The organism is Chryseomicrobium palamuruense, assembly GCF_042649045.1.
In the GTDB taxonomy this organism is placed as follows: Bacteria; Bacillota; Bacilli; order Bacillales_A; family Planococcaceae; genus Chryseomicrobium; species Chryseomicrobium palamuruense.
Map to the genome: position 1 here is coordinate 118,609 of NZ_JBHSEF010000026.1, position 16,945 is coordinate 135,553.

14 protein-coding genes and 1 riboswitch are annotated in these 16,945 nt (G+C 43.5%); of the genes, 13 read left to right on the forward strand and 1 reads right to left on the reverse strand.

The genetic code is table 11. The features are described 5' to 3' along the window. Positions 1-6: 6 nt before the first annotated feature. Positions 7-2,415: a phenylalanine--tRNA ligase subunit beta gene (pheT, locus tag ACFO0S_RS12950; protein ID WP_378142518.1), complete on the forward strand. Its 2,409-nt coding sequence runs from the start codon at positions 7-9 to the stop codon at positions 2,413-2,415. Positions 2,416-2,684: 269 nt separating this feature from the next. Here pheT and rnhC read toward each other — a convergent pair whose 3' ends face one another. Further along, on the reverse strand, positions 2,685-3,614 hold the full coding sequence (rnhC, locus tag ACFO0S_RS12955; RefSeq protein ID WP_378142519.1) for a ribonuclease HIII: 930 nt from the start codon (positions 3,612-3,614) through the stop codon (positions 2,685-2,687). Between the two features lie 78 nt (positions 3,615-3,692). Here rnhC and zapA point away from each other — a divergent pair, with 78 nt between their 5' ends. The 12 genes from zapA to uvrC all read left to right on the forward strand — a co-directional run bounded on the left by zapA (position 3,693) and on the right by uvrC (position 16,650). Beyond that, on the forward strand, positions 3,693-3,965 hold the full coding sequence (gene zapA, locus ACFO0S_RS12960; RefSeq protein ID WP_378142520.1) for a cell division protein ZapA: 273 nt from the start codon (positions 3,693-3,695) through the stop codon (positions 3,963-3,965). Beyond that, entirely contained in the window at positions 3,958-4,509 is a 552-nt protein-coding gene (locus tag ACFO0S_RS12965) for a CvpA family protein (protein ID WP_378142521.1), read from the forward strand. Before zapA ends, ACFO0S_RS12965 begins: the two co-directional genes overlap by 8 nt. Positions 4,510-4,581: 72 nt before the next feature. Next, the gene (gene polX, locus ACFO0S_RS12970; protein WP_378142522.1) at positions 4,582-6,285 is read left to right on the forward strand and encodes a DNA polymerase/3'-5' exonuclease PolX; all 1,704 of its coding nucleotides are present in this window, start codon (positions 4,582-4,584) and stop codon (positions 6,283-6,285) included. 12 nt (positions 6,286-6,297) lie between these two features. Continuing rightward, the gene (locus ACFO0S_RS12975) at positions 6,298-8,664 is read left to right on the forward strand and encodes an endonuclease MutS2 (RefSeq protein ID WP_378142523.1); all 2,367 of its coding nucleotides are present in this window, start codon (positions 6,298-6,300) and stop codon (positions 8,662-8,664) included. A gap of 86 nt (positions 8,665-8,750) precedes the next feature. After that, a complete protein-coding gene (locus ACFO0S_RS12980) occupies positions 8,751-9,167 on the forward strand; it encodes a DUF350 domain-containing protein (protein ID WP_378142524.1) in 417 nt (138 codons plus the stop codon). Between the two features lie 233 nt (positions 9,168-9,400). After that, on the forward strand, positions 9,401-11,095 hold the full coding sequence (locus ACFO0S_RS12985) for a long-chain-fatty-acid--CoA ligase (protein ID WP_378142525.1): 1,695 nt from the start codon (positions 9,401-9,403) through the stop codon (positions 11,093-11,095). Between the two features lie 75 nt (positions 11,096-11,170). Next, positions 11,171-11,752 (forward strand): TetR/AcrR family transcriptional regulator, encoded by a 582-nt coding sequence (locus ACFO0S_RS12990; protein ID WP_378142526.1) that lies wholly within the window; start codon positions 11,171-11,173, stop codon positions 11,750-11,752. Between the two features lie 17 nt (positions 11,753-11,769). Continuing rightward, positions 11,770-12,543, forward strand: a complete 774-nt coding sequence (locus ACFO0S_RS12995) for an enoyl-CoA hydratase (protein ID WP_378142527.1) — start codon at positions 11,770-11,772, stop codon at positions 12,541-12,543. A gap of 18 nt (positions 12,544-12,561) precedes the next feature. Then, complete coding sequence (locus ACFO0S_RS13000) at positions 12,562-13,332, forward strand: electron transfer flavoprotein subunit beta/FixA family protein (protein WP_378142528.1); 771 nt, start codon at positions 12,562-12,564, stop codon at positions 13,330-13,332. A 34-nt stretch (positions 13,333-13,366) separates the two neighbouring features. Continuing rightward, a complete protein-coding gene (locus ACFO0S_RS13005) occupies positions 13,367-14,341 on the forward strand; it encodes an electron transfer flavoprotein subunit alpha/FixB family protein (RefSeq protein ID WP_378142529.1) in 975 nt (324 codons plus the stop codon). A 99-nt stretch (positions 14,342-14,440) separates the two neighbouring features. After that, complete coding sequence (trxA, locus tag ACFO0S_RS13010; protein ID WP_378142530.1) at positions 14,441-14,755, forward strand: thioredoxin; 315 nt, start codon at positions 14,441-14,443, stop codon at positions 14,753-14,755. A gap of 101 nt (positions 14,756-14,856) precedes the next feature. Then, positions 14,857-16,650: an excinuclease ABC subunit UvrC gene (uvrC, locus tag ACFO0S_RS13015; RefSeq protein ID WP_378142531.1), complete on the forward strand. Its 1,794-nt coding sequence runs from the start codon at positions 14,857-14,859 to the stop codon at positions 16,648-16,650. 35 nt (positions 16,651-16,685) lie between these two features. Next, a riboswitch (Lysine riboswitch) is annotated at positions 16,686-16,861 on the forward strand. Positions 16,862-16,945: the final 84 nt, after the last annotated feature.

Genomic DNA, 16,945 nt, shown 5'->3' on the forward strand with positions numbered 1-16,945 from the left:
GACACGATGTTAGTTTCTTTAAATTGGTTAGCTGAATATGTGGATCTTCAAGGACAAGACCCAATTGAGCTTGCAGAAAAAATCACACGTTCTGGAATTGAAGTTGATGGGATTGAGATGCGTGCGCAGGACATGAAAAATGTGGTTGTTGGACATGTCGTTTCAAAAGAGAAACACCCGGAAGCGGATAAGTTAAATATTTGTCAAGTCGACATTGGCGGAGGCGAGATTTCTCAAATCGTCTGTGGTGCCCCGAATGTGGACGCAGGACAAAAAGTCATCGTAGCCGTACCTGGAGCAAGATTACCTGGTGGCTTTAAGATTAAAAAAGCAAAGCTTCGCGGCCAAGAATCAAACGGAATGATCTGTTCTTTACAAGAGCTGGGGATTGAAGGGAAGACGGTTCCGAAAGCATACGTAGATGGGATTTTTGTGTTGCCAAGTGACGCAGAACCTGGTCAAGATGCACTCGAGTATCTTTCATTATATGACACGGTGCTTGAACTTGGCTTGACGCCAAACCGTGCGGATGCAATGAGTATGTTCGGTGTCGCTTATGAAGTAGCAGCTATTTTGAATAAAGAAATAAACCTTCCTGAGATTTCATATACACCTGTATCGAAGAAAGCATCTGATGTGTTTGCACTTGAAGTCGAAGCAACAGATGCCAATCCATTGTATGTCGCGAAAGTTGTGCAAAACGTCAAAGTCGGACCATCTCCATTATGGTTACAAAATCGTTTGATGGCGGCAGGCGTTCGCCCACACAATAACGTAGTTGACGTGACGAACTATATCTTAATGGAGTACGGGCAACCGCTTCACGCCTTTGATTATGACCGCCTTGAGACGAATAAAATCGTAGTTCGTATGGCAGCTGAAGGTGAAAAAATCACGACACTGGATGATCAAGAGCGTACATTAAAATCGACTGATCTCGTCATCACTAATGGACAAGAGCCCGTGGCTGTAGCAGGAGTTATGGGTGGGGCAAACAGTGAAGTGCATGACGGCACAACGACAGTTGTTATTGAGTCTGCGTACTTCTCAGGTTCATTTATCCGTCAAACTTCAAAAGAGCTTGGCCTTCGGTCAGATGCCTCTGCACGTTTTGAAAAAGGGGTCGACCCGAACCGTGTGGAAGCAGCTGCGGAACGTGCTGCAGGTCTTCTAGCTGAACTGGCAGGTGGTGAGGTATTAAAAGGAAGTCTTGTCGCAGACGAACTCGACAAATCACCGAAACAAGTCATCGTTTCTCCGGACTTCGTGAATGAGCGTCTTGGAATGAAGATTTCATTTGATGAGATGCAACAGATTCTAACTCGCCTTCAATTCCCATTTGAAGTGGCGAACGGTCTGTTCTATATCGCCGCACCGACACGTCGCCAAGATATCGTCATTCCAGAAGATATCGTAGAAGAAATTGCGCGTATGTATGGGTATGACCGCATTCCAATGACCCTTCCGGAAGGGGCAAGTCAAGCAGGTAGTTTATCTTCTTATCAAGCAAAACGTCGCTTAGTGCGCCAAACACTTGAAGGTGCAGGCCTCTACCAAGCAACTACCTACTCATTAACATCAGAAGAACAGTCGCAGAAATATACGATGTATACAGCGGATACGACGAAACTATTGATGCCAATGTCCGAAGAGCGTAGTACGCTTCGTCAAAGTTTGATCCCACACCTAGTAGAAGCAGCGAGTTATAACACCGCGCGTCGTGTGGAAAACGTAGCTTTATATGAAGTGGGTTCTGTGTTCCTTGATCAAGGTCAAGATGAACTACCTCATGAGATTGAGCACGTTGCAGGTGTGGTGACAGGACTTTGGGTCGACCACGCATGGCAAGGCGAGAAGAAACCAGTTGATTTCTTCGCTGTTAAAGGGATTGTTGAAGCACTTGCTGCAAAACTTGGCGTGGAGCTCTCGTACACACAAGCGAAGATCGAGGGGATGCACCCAGGTCGCACAGCAACGATTCATTTAGGTAATGCACAAGTCGGTTTTATCGGCCAGTTACATCCTAATGAACAGAAGCGCTTAGACTTGAAAGAAACCTATGTATTCGAGTTAAACTTAGTCGCTTTAACAGCGGATGCGTTACCAACTATCGCCTATACGCCAGTGTCCCGTTACCCAGCGATTACACGTGATATCGCACTAGTAGTGGAACGCGCAGTTCCAGCTGGGACACTTGAGTCCATCATTCGTGCAAATGGTGGCCGTCTCGTAACATCTGTGCGCTTGTTCGACTTGTACCAGGGAGAGAAGATGGCAGAGGATAAGAAATCCATCGCCTTCTCGATTACGTACCAAGACCCAGAACGCACATTGACGGACGAAGAAGTCGTGAAAGCACACGATAAAGTCGTTAAAGCCCTTGCAGAAGAAGTACAAGCGGAATTGCGCGGGTAATTTCATAGGTGAAAAAAATAACGGGTGCCCATGTGAATAGTTGCATGGGTCACCCGTTTTGTAATTTTATAAAAGTTGTAAGAGGCGAGTGGGACATTATACAAAGTTTCCGAGACATTTAAGGAGGTTTCCGAGACATTTCAAAACCGTTTCGAGACGTTTAGAAATTTCCGGGACATTTCCTATGCTTTTCGGGACATTCCAATCGTTGTCACGTCATATTGGACCATATTTCCGAGACATTTCATTCCTCACATCAAAATACTTATTTACTTCTTCACGCCCGCTAGTTTCACCGCCTTTTGCGTATTGGCAAAGTGAGCTTTCGTGATTGTGCGTAAATAATCTACCCCTTTTTTCTGGATGATGCGTGCAGCTACTTCATCGACTTTCGCCCCAGCTCCTTTCGGAATCATTACACCCGTTGACTCCGACAACGTATCCATCTCCTCCAAAAATGCGTAGCGCGCTAAAATAGATGCTGCCGCAACTGAGACATGAAGACCTTCTGCTTTTGTCGCGAAGTAGACATCTTCACGTATGATTTCAAGTTCTTCTGCAATGTGGCGGTAATAGATGCCTTTCTCCGCAAACTGGTCAATTAGGATGGCTTCTGGTTTCTTAGGAGCCATTTTACGTAAGACATGTTTCAGGGCTTGATTGTGGAGTAACGCTTTGATTTTTCCTTGTGACCATTTTTTATCCGTTGCCTTGTTGTACTTATCCATTGGAAGGACAAGGATGCTGTGTGGGAAGGCCGCTTTAATGTCCGGAGCGATCTTGCGGATCAGTGTATCGTTTAGTTGCTTCGAATCTTTACATCCAAGTTCCTGAGCAAGTGCGATTTGATCCCTCGAGATGTAGCAAGCTGCGACCGTAATGGGACCGAAGAAATCACCCGTCCCCGTCTCATCCGAGCCTAAGACGGACTTCATAGCAAATCCTTCTGGTAAAAGTGAAGAGCGTGTAGGTGTCTCATAAGTACCAGACGACCTTGCTGCTTCCCACTTCTCCGCTTCCCTTACTGCTCCACTTCCTTGAAACATCACTTTTCCGGATTTGTACATACTGACCCGGACGTCCGGTAAGACGGCAGCAAAAATCATGCCTGGTGCTAATTTAGAGACCGAAGCGTGTGCGTATTCTTTTTTTATTGCATCCAATTGTTCATTTGAAGGTTGTATAACCATGTTTGACATTTGATATGTTCCTTTCTTTCCATCTCTCTTCACTTCATGGTATCATAATAGTTAGGATTTTCTGAGGAGGGCTTTTCTTTGTCAGATCAAACAATTACACGCGTGTCCGTAGACATTTACGGGAATACATATAAAATGGCGGGATATGAATCGGCAGGTCATATGCGACTAGTGGCGACCATGGTCGATGACAAAATGCGCGAGATTCAAAGTGCCAATCCCAGTCTGGATACTGCAAAGTTAGCCGTACTTACAGCGGTCAATACCATGCATGATTATTTAAAAGTAAAAGAGCAAGTGGAGCAACTAGAACAGGAATTGAAACAGATAAAGGGCGGTCTAAATGGTTGATATCATTATACTGATTATTTTAATTGGAGGGTTGATTGTTGGGGCCAAACGTGGCCTGATTGTTCAACTCATCCACATGGTCGGATTTATTGTGGCACTCATTGTCGCATTTACCTACTACAAATCACTCGCAGAAAAATTTGTGCTGTGGATTCCATTCCCAGCCATTACAACGAATTCCCAGCTGTCGATTGCTGTAGAAACACTGGACTTGGATCAAACGTTTTACCGCATTATAGCATTTGCACTTATTTTCTTTGTTGTTAAATTCGCACTACAAATCGTCGCATCCATGTTCGATTTTTTAAAGTTTTTACCTGTCCTCGGGCCGATTAGCAGCATTGTCGGAGCCATACTAGGATTCATTGAAATGTATTTCCTCTTATTCGTCTTCCTATACATTTTAGCCTTACTACCGGCGGACTTCATGCAAGCAGCCATTTCCGAATCCGGACTGGCGAACTTTATTATAGAGAGCACACCATACTTATCAGAAGCCGTAAAAAACTGGTGGTATATTTACCAAGAGAATCGTACAACATAACGCACCCAAAAACTTCTCTCGACATGCTGGGAGAAGTTTTTGTTGCTTACACGCTGGAAAGGGGTCTTACCTATGGATAAAAAAACAATCATACGTACATTAGAACGCATTGCTTTACTTATGGAGTTACAAGGGGAAAATCCGTTTAAAGTGAGTGCATTTCGAAAAGCTGCGCAGACACTTGAGCTCGATTCACGAAGTCTTTCTGAAATGGACGATCCAACTAAATTGAAAGGCATCGGTGCGGCAACAGGTGGTGTCATCACAGATTTACTTGATAGGGGAGAATCCACATTATTAATGGAGCTTGAAGAGCAAGTTCCTGAGGGTCTTGTTGAAATGTTGCAACTTCCAGGTATGGGCGGCAAAAAAATTGCGAAACTCTACGCGGAACTTGGAATTGAAACACTAGATCAGTTGAAAGATGCGTGTGAAAAGAATGAAGTGCAAAAACTCGCTGGTTTCGGAGCGAAAACGGAAGAAAAGATTTTAAAAGAGCTGGAACAACTGGCATCACGTCCGGACCGTTACCCAGTTTGGAAACTCGAGCCGATTGTCGAGAGCTTGGAACTGCTTTTGAAAGGTCATAAAAGTGTTCAAAACGCTTCTGTGGCGGGGTCATTCAGACGTACAAAAGAGACGAGCAAAGACCTGGATTTTGTCATTGCAACAACTGATGTGCAAGCTGTGAAAGAGGTACTGAAATCTACACTGGATATTGAAGAAATGATTGCAGACGGCGACACGAAAATGTCTGTCGCTCTAGCGAAGCCAGAACGTGTCGATATTGACTTCCGGTTTGTCAGTGAAAAAGAGTTCGCATCGACACTTCATCATTTTACAGGCTCTAAAGACCATAATATTCGTATGCGACAACTTGCGAAAGAACGTAACTGGAAAATTAGTGAATATGGCGTCGAAAAAGAGAATGGGGCAGTGACGACGTATACGTCTGAAACAGAATTTTATGCAGATTTCGACTTACCCTTCATCCCGCCTGCAGTACGTGAAACAGGACAAGAGCTTGACCGACTTGATGAACTCGAGGGTCTTGTTCAACTTGAGGATATCATCTCAGACCTACACATGCATACGACATGGTCGGATGGCGCACATTCTCTAGAAGAGATGATTGAAGGATGTATCGCGAAAAACTATCAACTGATGGTCATCACGGATCACTCACGCTATCTGCGAGTGGCTAATGGGTTAACACCAGAACGTCTACGTGAGCAGAATCAGAAAATCAAAGAGCTTCAGAAGCAGTATCCGGACATTCATATTTTGTCTGGTACAGAGATGGATATCTTACCGGATGGATCACTCGATTTCGATGATGACCTACTTGCAGAACTGGATTTTGTAATTGCTTCGATTCATTCCAGTTTCTCACAGCCACAAGAAAAGATTATGGAACGACTCTATGCAGCCGTTTCGAATCCACATGTCGATATGATAGCGCATCCTACGGGGCGCATCGTAGGTGAACGCAATGGCTACGACCCAGATGTAGAGCAACTTCTTCAGTGGGCTAAAGAATTTGATAAGATTGTCGAATTAAACGCCAACCCGTACCGCTTAGATCTTGCGGTCAATTGGTTAGAACGCGCACAAGAACTCGGTGTAAAAGTGGCTATCAATACCGATGCCCATCATCTGGATCACCTGCGCTTTATGGATGTGGGTGTTCGTCACGCACAAAAAGCGTGGCTGAAAAAAGATACGATCGTCAACACATGGGAACCGAAGAAGTTCCTTGAGACTTTACAAAAGTAAGGAGGCGCCCGCATGATTGCTGCAAAAGCGCTGAAAACATTAGAATATCCAAAAATAATTGAACAACTAAAAACGTATACAACATCATCTGTTGGAAAATCGATGATTGAAGAACTGACGCCATCGACGTCGTTAGAACAAGTTCAGAAGTGGACAGATGAAACCGACGAAGCACTCTCCGTTCTTCGCGTGAAGGGGAATGTACCTCTTGGTGGGCTATTTGATGTACGTCCCCATGCGAAACGCGCGCAAATCGGCGGCGTGTTAAGTGCGATGGAGCTGATGGAAATTGCATCGACGATTCGTGCAAGTAAAATTATCCGCCGTTTTATGGAAGAAGTGAACGAATCGGAAGACTTTCCAGTGGTGAACTTGTATGACTACACGGAATCGCTTCCGGTTCTGACGGAGCTGGAACATGAGATCAATCACTGCATCGACGAGAACGGGGTCGTCCTTGATTCGGCGAGTCAAACATTACGTTCCATTCGTTCGCAACTTCGTACAGCCGTCCAGCGAATTCGTGAAAAATTGGAGAGCTATACCCGTGGTCAAAATGCAGCAAAAATGCTGTCCGATTCAATCGTAACGATTCGAAATGACCGCTACGTGATTCCTGTGAAGTCGGAATACCGTAGCCATTACGGCGGGATCGTCCATGACCAGTCGTCATCCGGTCAAACGCTGTTCATTGAACCGAATGCCGTTGTCCAGTTAAACAATGATGCTCGTGCCCTTCGTGTGAAAGAACAAGAAGAAATTGAGCGGATTCTAAAAGAACTGACACTTCAAGTTGAAGCCATCGCACCGGATTTGTTCCATCTTGTGAAAACAATGGCGAAACTCGATGCGATCTTTGCCAAAGCAAAGTACGGTACGGCGGAAGCATGTACACGTCCGGAAATCAATACAGATGGGCGTATCCGACTTATTAAAGCGCGTCATCCTCTCCTGTCTAAGGATGAAGCGGTCGCGAACACGATTGAATTCGGGGACCCTCATACCGCAGTCGTGATTACAGGACCGAATACAGGAGGAAAAACCGTTACACTGAAAACGGTTGGACTCTGTACACTCATGGCCCAAAGTGGGATTCCAATTCCTGCACTCGATGGTTCTGAAGTGGCACTCTTTGAATCCGTGTATGCAGATATTGGAGATGAGCAATCGATTGAGCAAAGCTTGAGTACGTTTTCCTCTCATATGGTGAACATCGTCGATATTTTAAAGAAATTTGATGAGCACTCCCTTGTCTTATTTGATGAGCTTGGTGCTGGAACGGATCCACAAGAAGGAGCAGCACTTGCCATCTCCATCTTGGATGAAGTTCATGGACGTGGAGCACGCGTGATGGCAACCACTCATTATCCGGAATTAAAAGCATACGGCTATAACCGTCCGGGTGTCATCAATGCAAGTGTGGAGTTCGATGTAGAGACACTCAGCCCGACGTATAAACTTCTACTAGGAGTCCCAGGACGAAGCAATGCGTTCGAAATTTCAAAGCGCCTTGGCCTGCCAGGACACATTATTTCTCATGCGGAAAGCTTTACAGGTACTGACCGCAGTGAAGTCGATACAATGATAGCTTCTTTAGAAGAAAGTCGTAAACAAGCTGAGCAGGACGCGATGGAAACCGCGCGTGTGCTCGAAGAATCCGAACAACTGAAAAAAGAACTCGCTGAACGATTAGCAGCATATGACCAAAAGAAAGAACAACTTGAACAAAAAGCAAAAGATAAAGCGAAAAAAATAGTGGAAGACGCAAGGCGTGAATCAGAGTCTGTGATTGCTGAACTTCGCCAACTGCAAAAGCAAGCAGCTGTCGGCGTGAAAGAACACGAACTGATTGATGCTCGAAAACGACTCAAGGATGCACTTCCTTCAAATCCGGTACTGAAGAAAGAGAAACAAAAGAAGCAGCGTGCGCAAAACCTTCAAGTGGGGGACGAGGTCAAAGTTCTCTCTTTCGGTCAAAAAGGTGTACTGCTTGAGAAAGTTTCCAAATCCGAATGGGCTGTCCAGATTGGTGTCCTAAAAATGAAGCTACCAGAAAGTGATTTAGAATTTGTGAAACCGGAAAAAGAAAAACAAATGGTTTCTGTGAACAATGTAGCAGGTCGTTCAGCGGGTGGAGTAAAGCTTGAGCTTGACCTTCGCGGTGAACGCTACGAGGATGCGCTCATCCGTACAGAGAAATATTTAGATGACGCTGTTCTAGCGAACTATCCACGTGTCAATATTATTCACGGAAAAGGCACGGGTGCTCTTCGTCAAGGAATACAGTCGCTGTTGAAAAAAGACCGCCGCGTCAAGAGCTACCGATTTGGTGAAGCCGGCGAAGGTGGGTACGGAGTGACCGTGGTCGAATTAAAGTAACGGAATTATGAAACCTCTTAAGAACTAAGCCGTATAGGGTACAATAATGAATGAAAATATAGGGTTTCGGGAAGAGGGGAAATGTAATGACATTACTTGCATTCTGGTCGCACCCACTTGTGGAATCAGCGGGTTACTTTAGTGTCGTCATCTTATGTCTGATTGTAGCGATGGTCATCTTTGAACTCGTTACCAAGTATAAAAACTGGGAAGAAATCAAGAAAGGAAATATCTCCGTTGCGATGGCCACAGGCGGAAAGATATTTGGGGTAGCCAATATTTTTCGATTTTCAATTGAAAAACACGCCAGTTTTCTTGAGATGATTGGCTGGGGAACGTTTGGGTTTGCGCTCCTCATCATCGCGTACTGGTTATTTGAGTTTTTGACGCCATCCTTTAACGTTGATCAGGAAATCGAAAACGACAATCGTTCCGTCGGGTTGATTTCGTTTGTGCTATCCGTTGGATTGTCCTACGTCATTGGGGCAAGTATTACAAACTAGGAGGACAACATGGAAAAACTAGCAAAAGTACTGCTGGTTGTCAGCGTTCTATTTATCTTAGTCGGTATCTATTATGTATTTTTACGATGACAGAAGACCGCTCTTTGAAGCGGTTTTTGTCATTTTTTTGATGAAATTATAAAACTTCTGTAGAAATTCATTGAACACCTATTCATTTTTTCATATACTAAAGTTAGGAATATTCACGCTATTTGAATGAAGGGGGTAATGAAATGACAGAAAAAGTTTGGCTCAAGCACTACCCAGAACAAATTCCTCAAACATTGATGTATGAATCTGTGCCTATTCAAGAGTTTTTGACGAGGTCGGCAAAGAAGTATCCTGAGAATACGGCGATTCATTTCATGGGGAAAGAAATGAATTATGAGGAGCTCTATGAATCGTCCCTCAAGTTTGCAAACTATTTGAAGACACTGGGTATTGAAAAAGGGGACCGAGTGGCGATTATGCTTCCGAACTGTCCACAAGGTGTCATAGCGTATTACGGAATTTTGTATGCGGGAGGCGTAGTGGTTCAGACGAATCCTCTCTATACGGAACGTGAAGCTCAGTATCAATTGAAAGATTCAGGCGCAAAAGCGATCATCACGCTAGACATTCTCTATCCACGCATTTCGAAAATCATGAATGAGACCGATTTAGAAAATCTCATTATTACAGGAATCAAAGATTATCTACCATTCCCCAAAAATTTAGTGTATCCATTCATTCAGAAAAAGCAGTACGGCTTCTCTGTGAAAGTCGAACACCGCGGGGCAAATCATTTATTTACAGAAGTGATAAAGGTTGCAAAAGCGGAACCGATTAACGTAGAAATAGATGCAGATCACGATTTAGCAATGCTTCAATATACCGGTGGAACGACTGGATTCCCTAAAGGGGTTATGTTAACGCATAAGAACTTAGTATCCAACGTGACAATGTGTAAAAATTGGCTCTACGAATGCAAAGACGGTCAGGAACGCGTTTTAGGAATTCTCCCATTCTTTCATGTATACGGCATGACGACGGTCCTTGTGTTGTCGGTGATGCAAGGAAATACAATGATCTTGCTTCCGAAATTCGATGTTGAAACCGCTCTCAAAACAATTGATAAACAAAAACCAACGTTATTCCCAGGTGCGCCAACAATTTACATCGGTATTCTGAACTCACCTAATTTAGAAAAATACGATCTTTCTTCTATTAATGCATGTATTAGTGGATCCGCTGCTCTACCGGTCGAAATCCAAGAGAAATTTGAACGGGTGACGGGTGGACGATTAGTGGAAGGGTATGGATTAACGGAAACATCGCCTGTTACGCATGCGAATTTAATTTACACAGACAAGCGTGTGAAAGGGTCAATTGGAATTCCATGGCCAGATACAGAATCAGCTGTATTCCAGATGGATTCCACAGAACCACTTCCGGTCGGAGAAGTTGGAGAGATTGCCGTGCGTGGCCCACAAGTGATGCAAGGCTACTGGAACCGCCCAGAAGAAACAGCTATGACGATTCGCAATGGGTGGTTGCTAACAGGTGACCTTGGTTATATGGATGAAGATGGATACTTCTATGTGGTGGATCGTAAAAAAGATATGGTCATCGCAGGTGGTTTCAATATCTATCCACGAGAAATAGAAGAAGTGCTTTATGAACACGAAGCGATTCAAGAGTGTGTCGTTGCAGGAATTCCAGACCCCTACCGCGGAGAAACGGTGAAGGCCTATATCGTGCTGAAAGAAGGACACCATGTAACGGAAGAGGATTTGGATACGTATTGCCGGACGAAACTTGCGGCATTTAAAGTTCCGCGGTTCTATGAGTTCCGTGATGAACTACCGAAGACAGCGGTTGGAAAGATTCTTCGTCGTACGTTGATTGAAGAAGAGAAAGAAAAATTAAAACAAGTACAAACAAGTTGACATTTAAAAAAAATCATACTACTATAAAAATATGAATGAATCATCATTCATATTTTTATTTTTGGGGTTGAGCAGATGAAAAAAGAAAAACCTAAATACCGACAAATCATTGATGCAGCAATACTTGTGATTGCCGAGAACGGGTATCACCAATCCCAAGTCTCCAAAATCGCGAAGCAAGCGGGCGTAGCAGACGGGACCATCTATTTGTATTTTAAAAACAAAGAAGATATTTTAATCTCTGTTTTCGATGAAAAGATGGAGATGTTTGCAGATCGACTAAAGGAAATAATCGATGAACCGATCAGTGCTTCTGAGAAATTATATAAAATGGTGGAAAATCATTTTATGGTGCTATCGAATGATCGTAATCTAGCCACGGTGACGCAACTAGAACTCCGTCAATCTAATCTTGCCTTGCGTTTGCGAATCAATGCCGTACTTAAAAATTATCTTGTTCTCTTAGATACGATTTTAAAGGAAGGTATTGATAAGGGAGAATTCGATAAAAATATGGACATTCGTTTAGCTAGACAAATGGTTTTTGGTACAATCGATGAAACGACCACCACATGGGTGATGAACGAATACAAATATGACCTGGTGGCAAATGCACCTAAAGTGCATCGGTTGTTGTTAAATGCATTAAAAGCTTAGCAAAGGGATGTGATACAGTGGAGTTTTTATCATGGGAAACAAAGGACTACGTAACAACAGTTACCATCAATCGTCCACCGGCCAATGCATTATCACGTGGTTTGATTTTAGAAATCAATGAACTGTTACATCAAGTCGAGTCTGATGACAATGTTCGCGTCATCGTGTTAAAAGGGGAAGGACGATTCTTTTCAGCTGGTGCTGATATAAAAGAGTTCACATCGATTACAAGTGGCGAAGAGTTCTCAGATCTTGCGAAGAATGGCCAAGATATTTTCGAGCGTGTCGAGACATTTTCAAAACCAGTAATTGCAGCGATTCATGGGGCAGCACTTGGTGGAGGACTTGAGCTTGCAATGAGCTGTCATATGCGAATCGTGACAGAAAATGCGAAACTTGGACTTCCGGAACTTCAACTTGGTTTAATACCTGGATTTGCAGGTACACAGCGTCTTCCGCGTTATGTAGGTCTTGCAAAAGCGACAGAAATGCTGTTGACGAGTGATCCCATTACAGGGAAACAAGCAGCTGAATTTGGACTTGCTAATCATGCCGTGGCAGAAGAAGACCTAGAATCATTTGTTCAAGAACTTGCTTCGAAAACGGCGCAGAAGAGTCCGGTTGCTGTGAAATTTGCTCTTAAAATGCTTCAATATGTGAAACACGAGCAGTACCATAAAGGTGTAGAAGCAGAAGCACAATCTTTTGGAACCGTTTTCGTATCCGAAGACGCGAAAGAAGGAATCTCTGCATTCTTAGAAAAACGCCAACCAGTTTTCAAAGGGAAATAACTATTTGGAGGGAAACTCATGAACATTTACGTATTAGTTAAACGTACATTTGATACAGAAGAAAAAATCGTCGTTTCTGGCGGACATATCCAAGAAGATGGTGCAGAATTTATCATTAATCCATACGACGAGTATGCAATTGAAGAAGCGATTCAAGTTCGTGATGCACATGGCGGAGAAGTAACAGTTGTCACAATGGGCGACGAAGAAGCAGAGAAACAACTGCGTACAGCACTTGCAATGGGCGCTGACAGAGCAGTGTTGATTAATACAGAAGATGTAGAAGACCTGGATCAGTTCAGTGCCGCACACATTTTAGCTGAATTCTTAAAAGATAAAGACGCGGACTTGATCTTAGCTGGAAACGTAGCGATTGATGGCGGTTCTGGCCAAGTAGGACCACGTGTTGCTGAACTTTTAGGGATTAACTATGTGACGACGATCACGCACCTTGATATCAACGGTGAAACAGTTTCAATTAAACGTGACGTTGAAGGGGATACAGAAGAATTAGAAACAAAGCTACCACTCCTAGTAACAGCTCAACAAGGGTTGAACGAACCACGCTACCCATCTCTACCAGGCATCATGAAGGCGAAGAAAAAGCCTCTTGAAGAAATCGAGCTGGATGATCTAGATATCGATGAAGACGATGTTGAAGCGAAGACAGAAACAATTGAAATCTATCTTCCTCCGAAAAAAGAAGCTGGAAAAGTGTTACAAGGCGATCTTCAAGACCAAGTAAAAGAACTTGTCCAACTACTACGTTCAGAAGCGAAAGTCATTTAAACTCTTACCAACAGGAATGAAGGAGGAACATAGAATGTCGAACAAAGTTTTAGTATTAGCAGAATCTCGTGAAGGTGCGTTACGTAACGTATCGTTTGAAGCGATTGCAGCAGGTAAGAAAATTGCAGGAGGCGGAGAGGTCACTGCCGTGTTACTTGGCGATTCCGTTCAAGGTCTACCAACTGAACTTGGTGCGTATGGAGCAGACCGTGTCATTACGGTTGAACATCCCCACTTAAAACAATATACGTCGGATGGATATGGTCAAGCATTATTGGCGGTAATCGAGCAAGAAAGTCCGAACGCAATTGTTTTTGGACACACAGCTCTAGGTAAAGATCTATCACCTAAAATTGCTGCTAAACTACAAGTAGGTTTAGTGTCTGACGTGACAGACATTAAAGGCGAAGGGGAAGACGCAGTCTTCGTCCGTCCAATCTACTCTGGAAAAGCGTTTGAAAAAGTGAAGATTAAAGATGAATTGAAATTTGTAACGATTCGTCCAAATAACATTGCGCCACTTGCAAGAGAAGAAGGAAAATCAGCAGATGTGAGCTCGCTTTCTATAGATATCACAAACCTTCGTACAATCATCAAAGAAGTCGTTCGTAAATCAACTGACGGCGTCGATCTATCTGAAGCGAAAGTAGTTGTAGCTGGTGGACGTGGTGTGAAGAGTGCGGACGGTTTCGGGCCATTAAAAGAACTGGCTGACTTACTTGGAGGAGCAGTGGGCGCTTCACGTGGAGCTTGTGACGCGGACTATGTCGACTACTCATTACAGATTGGTCAAACAGGGAAAGTTGTTACACCTGACCTTTATATTGCAGCAGGTATCTCTGGTGCGATTCAACATTTAGCAGGTATGTCCAACTCTAAGGTTATTGTTGCCATCAACAAAGACCCAGAAGCGAACATCTTCAAAGTAGCTGATTACGGAATCGTAGGAGACTTATTCGAAGTCATTCCAATGTTGACAGAAGAATTCAAAGCGGTTATCAATAAATAATGATGTAACTCGGCTCAATTCAGAGCCGAGTTTTATTAGTAGTAGGTTCAGGTTTTGTTTGTTATAATCACTAGTAGATATTGTAAAGGAGGAATTATGATGGCAGTTACACATACAACAGATGCTTCATTTGCACAAGATATTCAAGAAGGTTTAGTGTTAGTTGATTTTTGGGCACCTTGGTGTGGTCCATGTAAAATGATTGCTCCAGTTCTTGAAGAATTAGATGGAGAACTTTCTGACAAAGTGAAAATTACCAAGTTAGATGTAGATGAAAACCAAGCGACTGCTAGCCAATACGGCGTGATGTCCATTCCTACACTGATTCTTTTCAAAGACGGAGAGCCAGTAGATAAAGTAATTGGCTACCAACCAAAAGAAAATTTAGCTAACTTAGTGAGCAAACACGCCTAATCAAATTGGCATACCGGAGTCCCCATGGATTCCGGTTTTTTAAAGCATACGATACGAACATCCGTACGTGCTTACCATTCATCCAGAAAGCAGGTGATCCGATGAATGAACTCGTCAAACAAAAAAGTGAAATTCTTCCGGAACAACCGGGCTGTTACTTGATGAAGGATGGTCGCGGTACGATTATCTATGTAGGTAAAGCGAAAGTCCTTAAAAACCGTGTCCGCTCCTATTTCACAGGCACGCACAATGGAAAGACGCAACGACTCGTACAAGATATCGAAGACTTCGAATACATCGTGACATCTTCTGATCTAGAGGCATTAATTCTGGAACTTCACTTAATTAAAAAACATGACCCGAAATACAATGTCATGTTGAAAGATGACAAGACCTATCCCTATATAAAAATCACAGGTGATGCCTATCCACGCCTGATCACAACGCGCACTGTTAAGAAAGATAACGGCAAGTATTTCGGGCCTTATCCGAATGTTTACGCAGCCAATGAGACACGTAAATTGCTCGACCGCATCTATCCGTTTCGCAAGTGCGTTAAAATGCCAGACCGCTTGTGTCTCTACTATCATATTGGTCAGTGTCTGGGTCCTTGTGTAAAAGACATTCCTCGTTCAGATTTCCAGTTTATGATTGATGAAGTGTCGAAGTTTTTGAACGGCGGACATATAGAAGTGCGTTCCGAGCTTGAGAAGAAAATGATGCTTGCTGCAGAAAGTATGGAGTATGAACGTGCAAAAGAATACCGAGATCAAATTGCGCACATTGATACCGTAATGGAAAAACAAAAGATGCAGATGAACGACTTTACGAATCGCGATGTCTTTGGCTATGCAGTAGATAAAGGCTGGATGTGTGTCCAAGTATTTTTTATTCGTCAAGGAAAACTGATTGAACGAGATGCTTCTTTATTCCCGATTTATGGAGAACCAGAGGAAGAGTTTCTCACGTTTATCGGTCGTTTTTATGAGCAGTCGTCTCATATTAAGCCGAAAGAAGTCATGGTTCCTGGAAACGTCGATGCCGAGATCATTCAACAGTTACTCGATATTCGTGTCTTTGTTCCACAAAAAGGAAAGAAAAAAGAACTCGTTAAATTGGCAATCAATAATGCAGAAGTAGCGCTTCGTGAGAAGTTCCATTTGGTCGAACGTCAAGATGACCGAACAATTGGTGCAGTGGAACAACTCGGCATGCATATGGGTATTCCCGCACCACGCCGTATTGAAGCCTTTGATAACTCTCATATTTACGGGACGGATCCGGTTTCCGCCATGGTCGTCTTTGAAGACGGGAAACCATTGAAGAAAGAGTATCGCAAGTATAAAACCAAAACAGCAGAAAAACATGACGATTACGGCGCGATGCGCGAAGTCATTCGTCGCCGTTATACACGTGTGTTGAAAGAGCGACTTCCGCTTCCAGATTTGATTCTGATCGATGGAGGGAAGGGACAGATGTCATCTGCCCGTGAAGTACTCGAAGATGAACTTGGTCTTGATATCCCGATTGCAGGACTTGCGAAGGATTTAAAACACCAAACGGCTGAGTTATTATTTGGTGAACCACCCGTACCGGTTCCACTAAAGCGAACGTCGCAAGAATTTTATTTGTTGCAACGCATTCAAGATGAAGTCCATAGATTTGCAATTACCTTCCACCGTCAGCAACGTCAGAAACATGGGATTCAATCGGTACTCGATACCATTCCGGGCATTGGTCCAAAGCGTCGTCAGCAACTGATGAAACATTTTGGTTCGGTGAAAAACATGAAAGCAGGATCGACGGAAGACTTTATTAAAGCAGGTCTACCGGAAGCGCTGGCAGTCACAATTCAGAAAAAATTAGCAGAAGATGCCTTGCCACCAACCAATTAGTGTGTTAAAGTAATACCAATTTCATATTCACATTACGTGAAGATAGAGGTGCGAGCGTCAACAGTACGACTTTCGAGGACAGCAGGTCCAGTGACAAAGTCGGAAAGGGGCAATCGCCGAAATAAAGAGAAGCTGCTACTTTTCTTTGTTGGTCTTGTGTTGAACAAACCCAAGATTGTCAGAATACACATTCTGGAGGGCTATCTTACATGGACAGGTAAAATTGACCGTGTTGGACTAAATGCTTTCCGTTACTGGAAAGCATTTTTTTGTACCTTCTGAACGACGGAGGAGA

Excerpts from the sequence above, each read along its gene's own strand:
- pheT (WP_378142518.1), top strand. The coding sequence starts at position 7 with ATGTTAGTTTCTTTAAATTGGTTAGCTGAATATGTGGATCTTCAAGGA.
- rnhC (WP_378142519.1), bottom strand. The coding sequence starts at position 3,614 with ATGTCAAACATGGTTATACAACCTTCAAATGAACAATTGGATGCAATA.
- ACFO0S_RS12965 (WP_378142521.1), top strand. The coding sequence starts at position 3,958 with ATGGTTGATATCATTATACTGATTATTTTAATTGGAGGGTTGATTGTT.
- polX (WP_378142522.1), top strand. The coding sequence starts at position 4,582 with ATGGATAAAAAAACAATCATACGTACATTAGAACGCATTGCTTTACTT.
- ACFO0S_RS12975 (WP_378142523.1), top strand. The coding sequence starts at position 6,298 with ATGATTGCTGCAAAAGCGCTGAAAACATTAGAATATCCAAAAATAATT.
- ACFO0S_RS12980 (WP_378142524.1), top strand. The coding sequence starts at position 8,751 with ATGACATTACTTGCATTCTGGTCGCACCCACTTGTGGAATCAGCGGGT.
- ACFO0S_RS12985 (WP_378142525.1), top strand. The coding sequence starts at position 9,401 with ATGACAGAAAAAGTTTGGCTCAAGCACTACCCAGAACAAATTCCTCAA.
- ACFO0S_RS12990 (WP_378142526.1), top strand. The coding sequence starts at position 11,171 with ATGAAAAAAGAAAAACCTAAATACCGACAAATCATTGATGCAGCAATA.
- ACFO0S_RS13000 (WP_378142528.1), top strand. The coding sequence starts at position 12,562 with ATGAACATTTACGTATTAGTTAAACGTACATTTGATACAGAAGAAAAA.
- ACFO0S_RS13005 (WP_378142529.1), top strand. The coding sequence starts at position 13,367 with ATGTCGAACAAAGTTTTAGTATTAGCAGAATCTCGTGAAGGTGCGTTA.
- trxA (WP_378142530.1), top strand. The coding sequence starts at position 14,441 with ATGGCAGTTACACATACAACAGATGCTTCATTTGCACAAGATATTCAA.
- uvrC (WP_378142531.1), top strand. The coding sequence starts at position 14,857 with ATGAATGAACTCGTCAAACAAAAAAGTGAAATTCTTCCGGAACAACCG.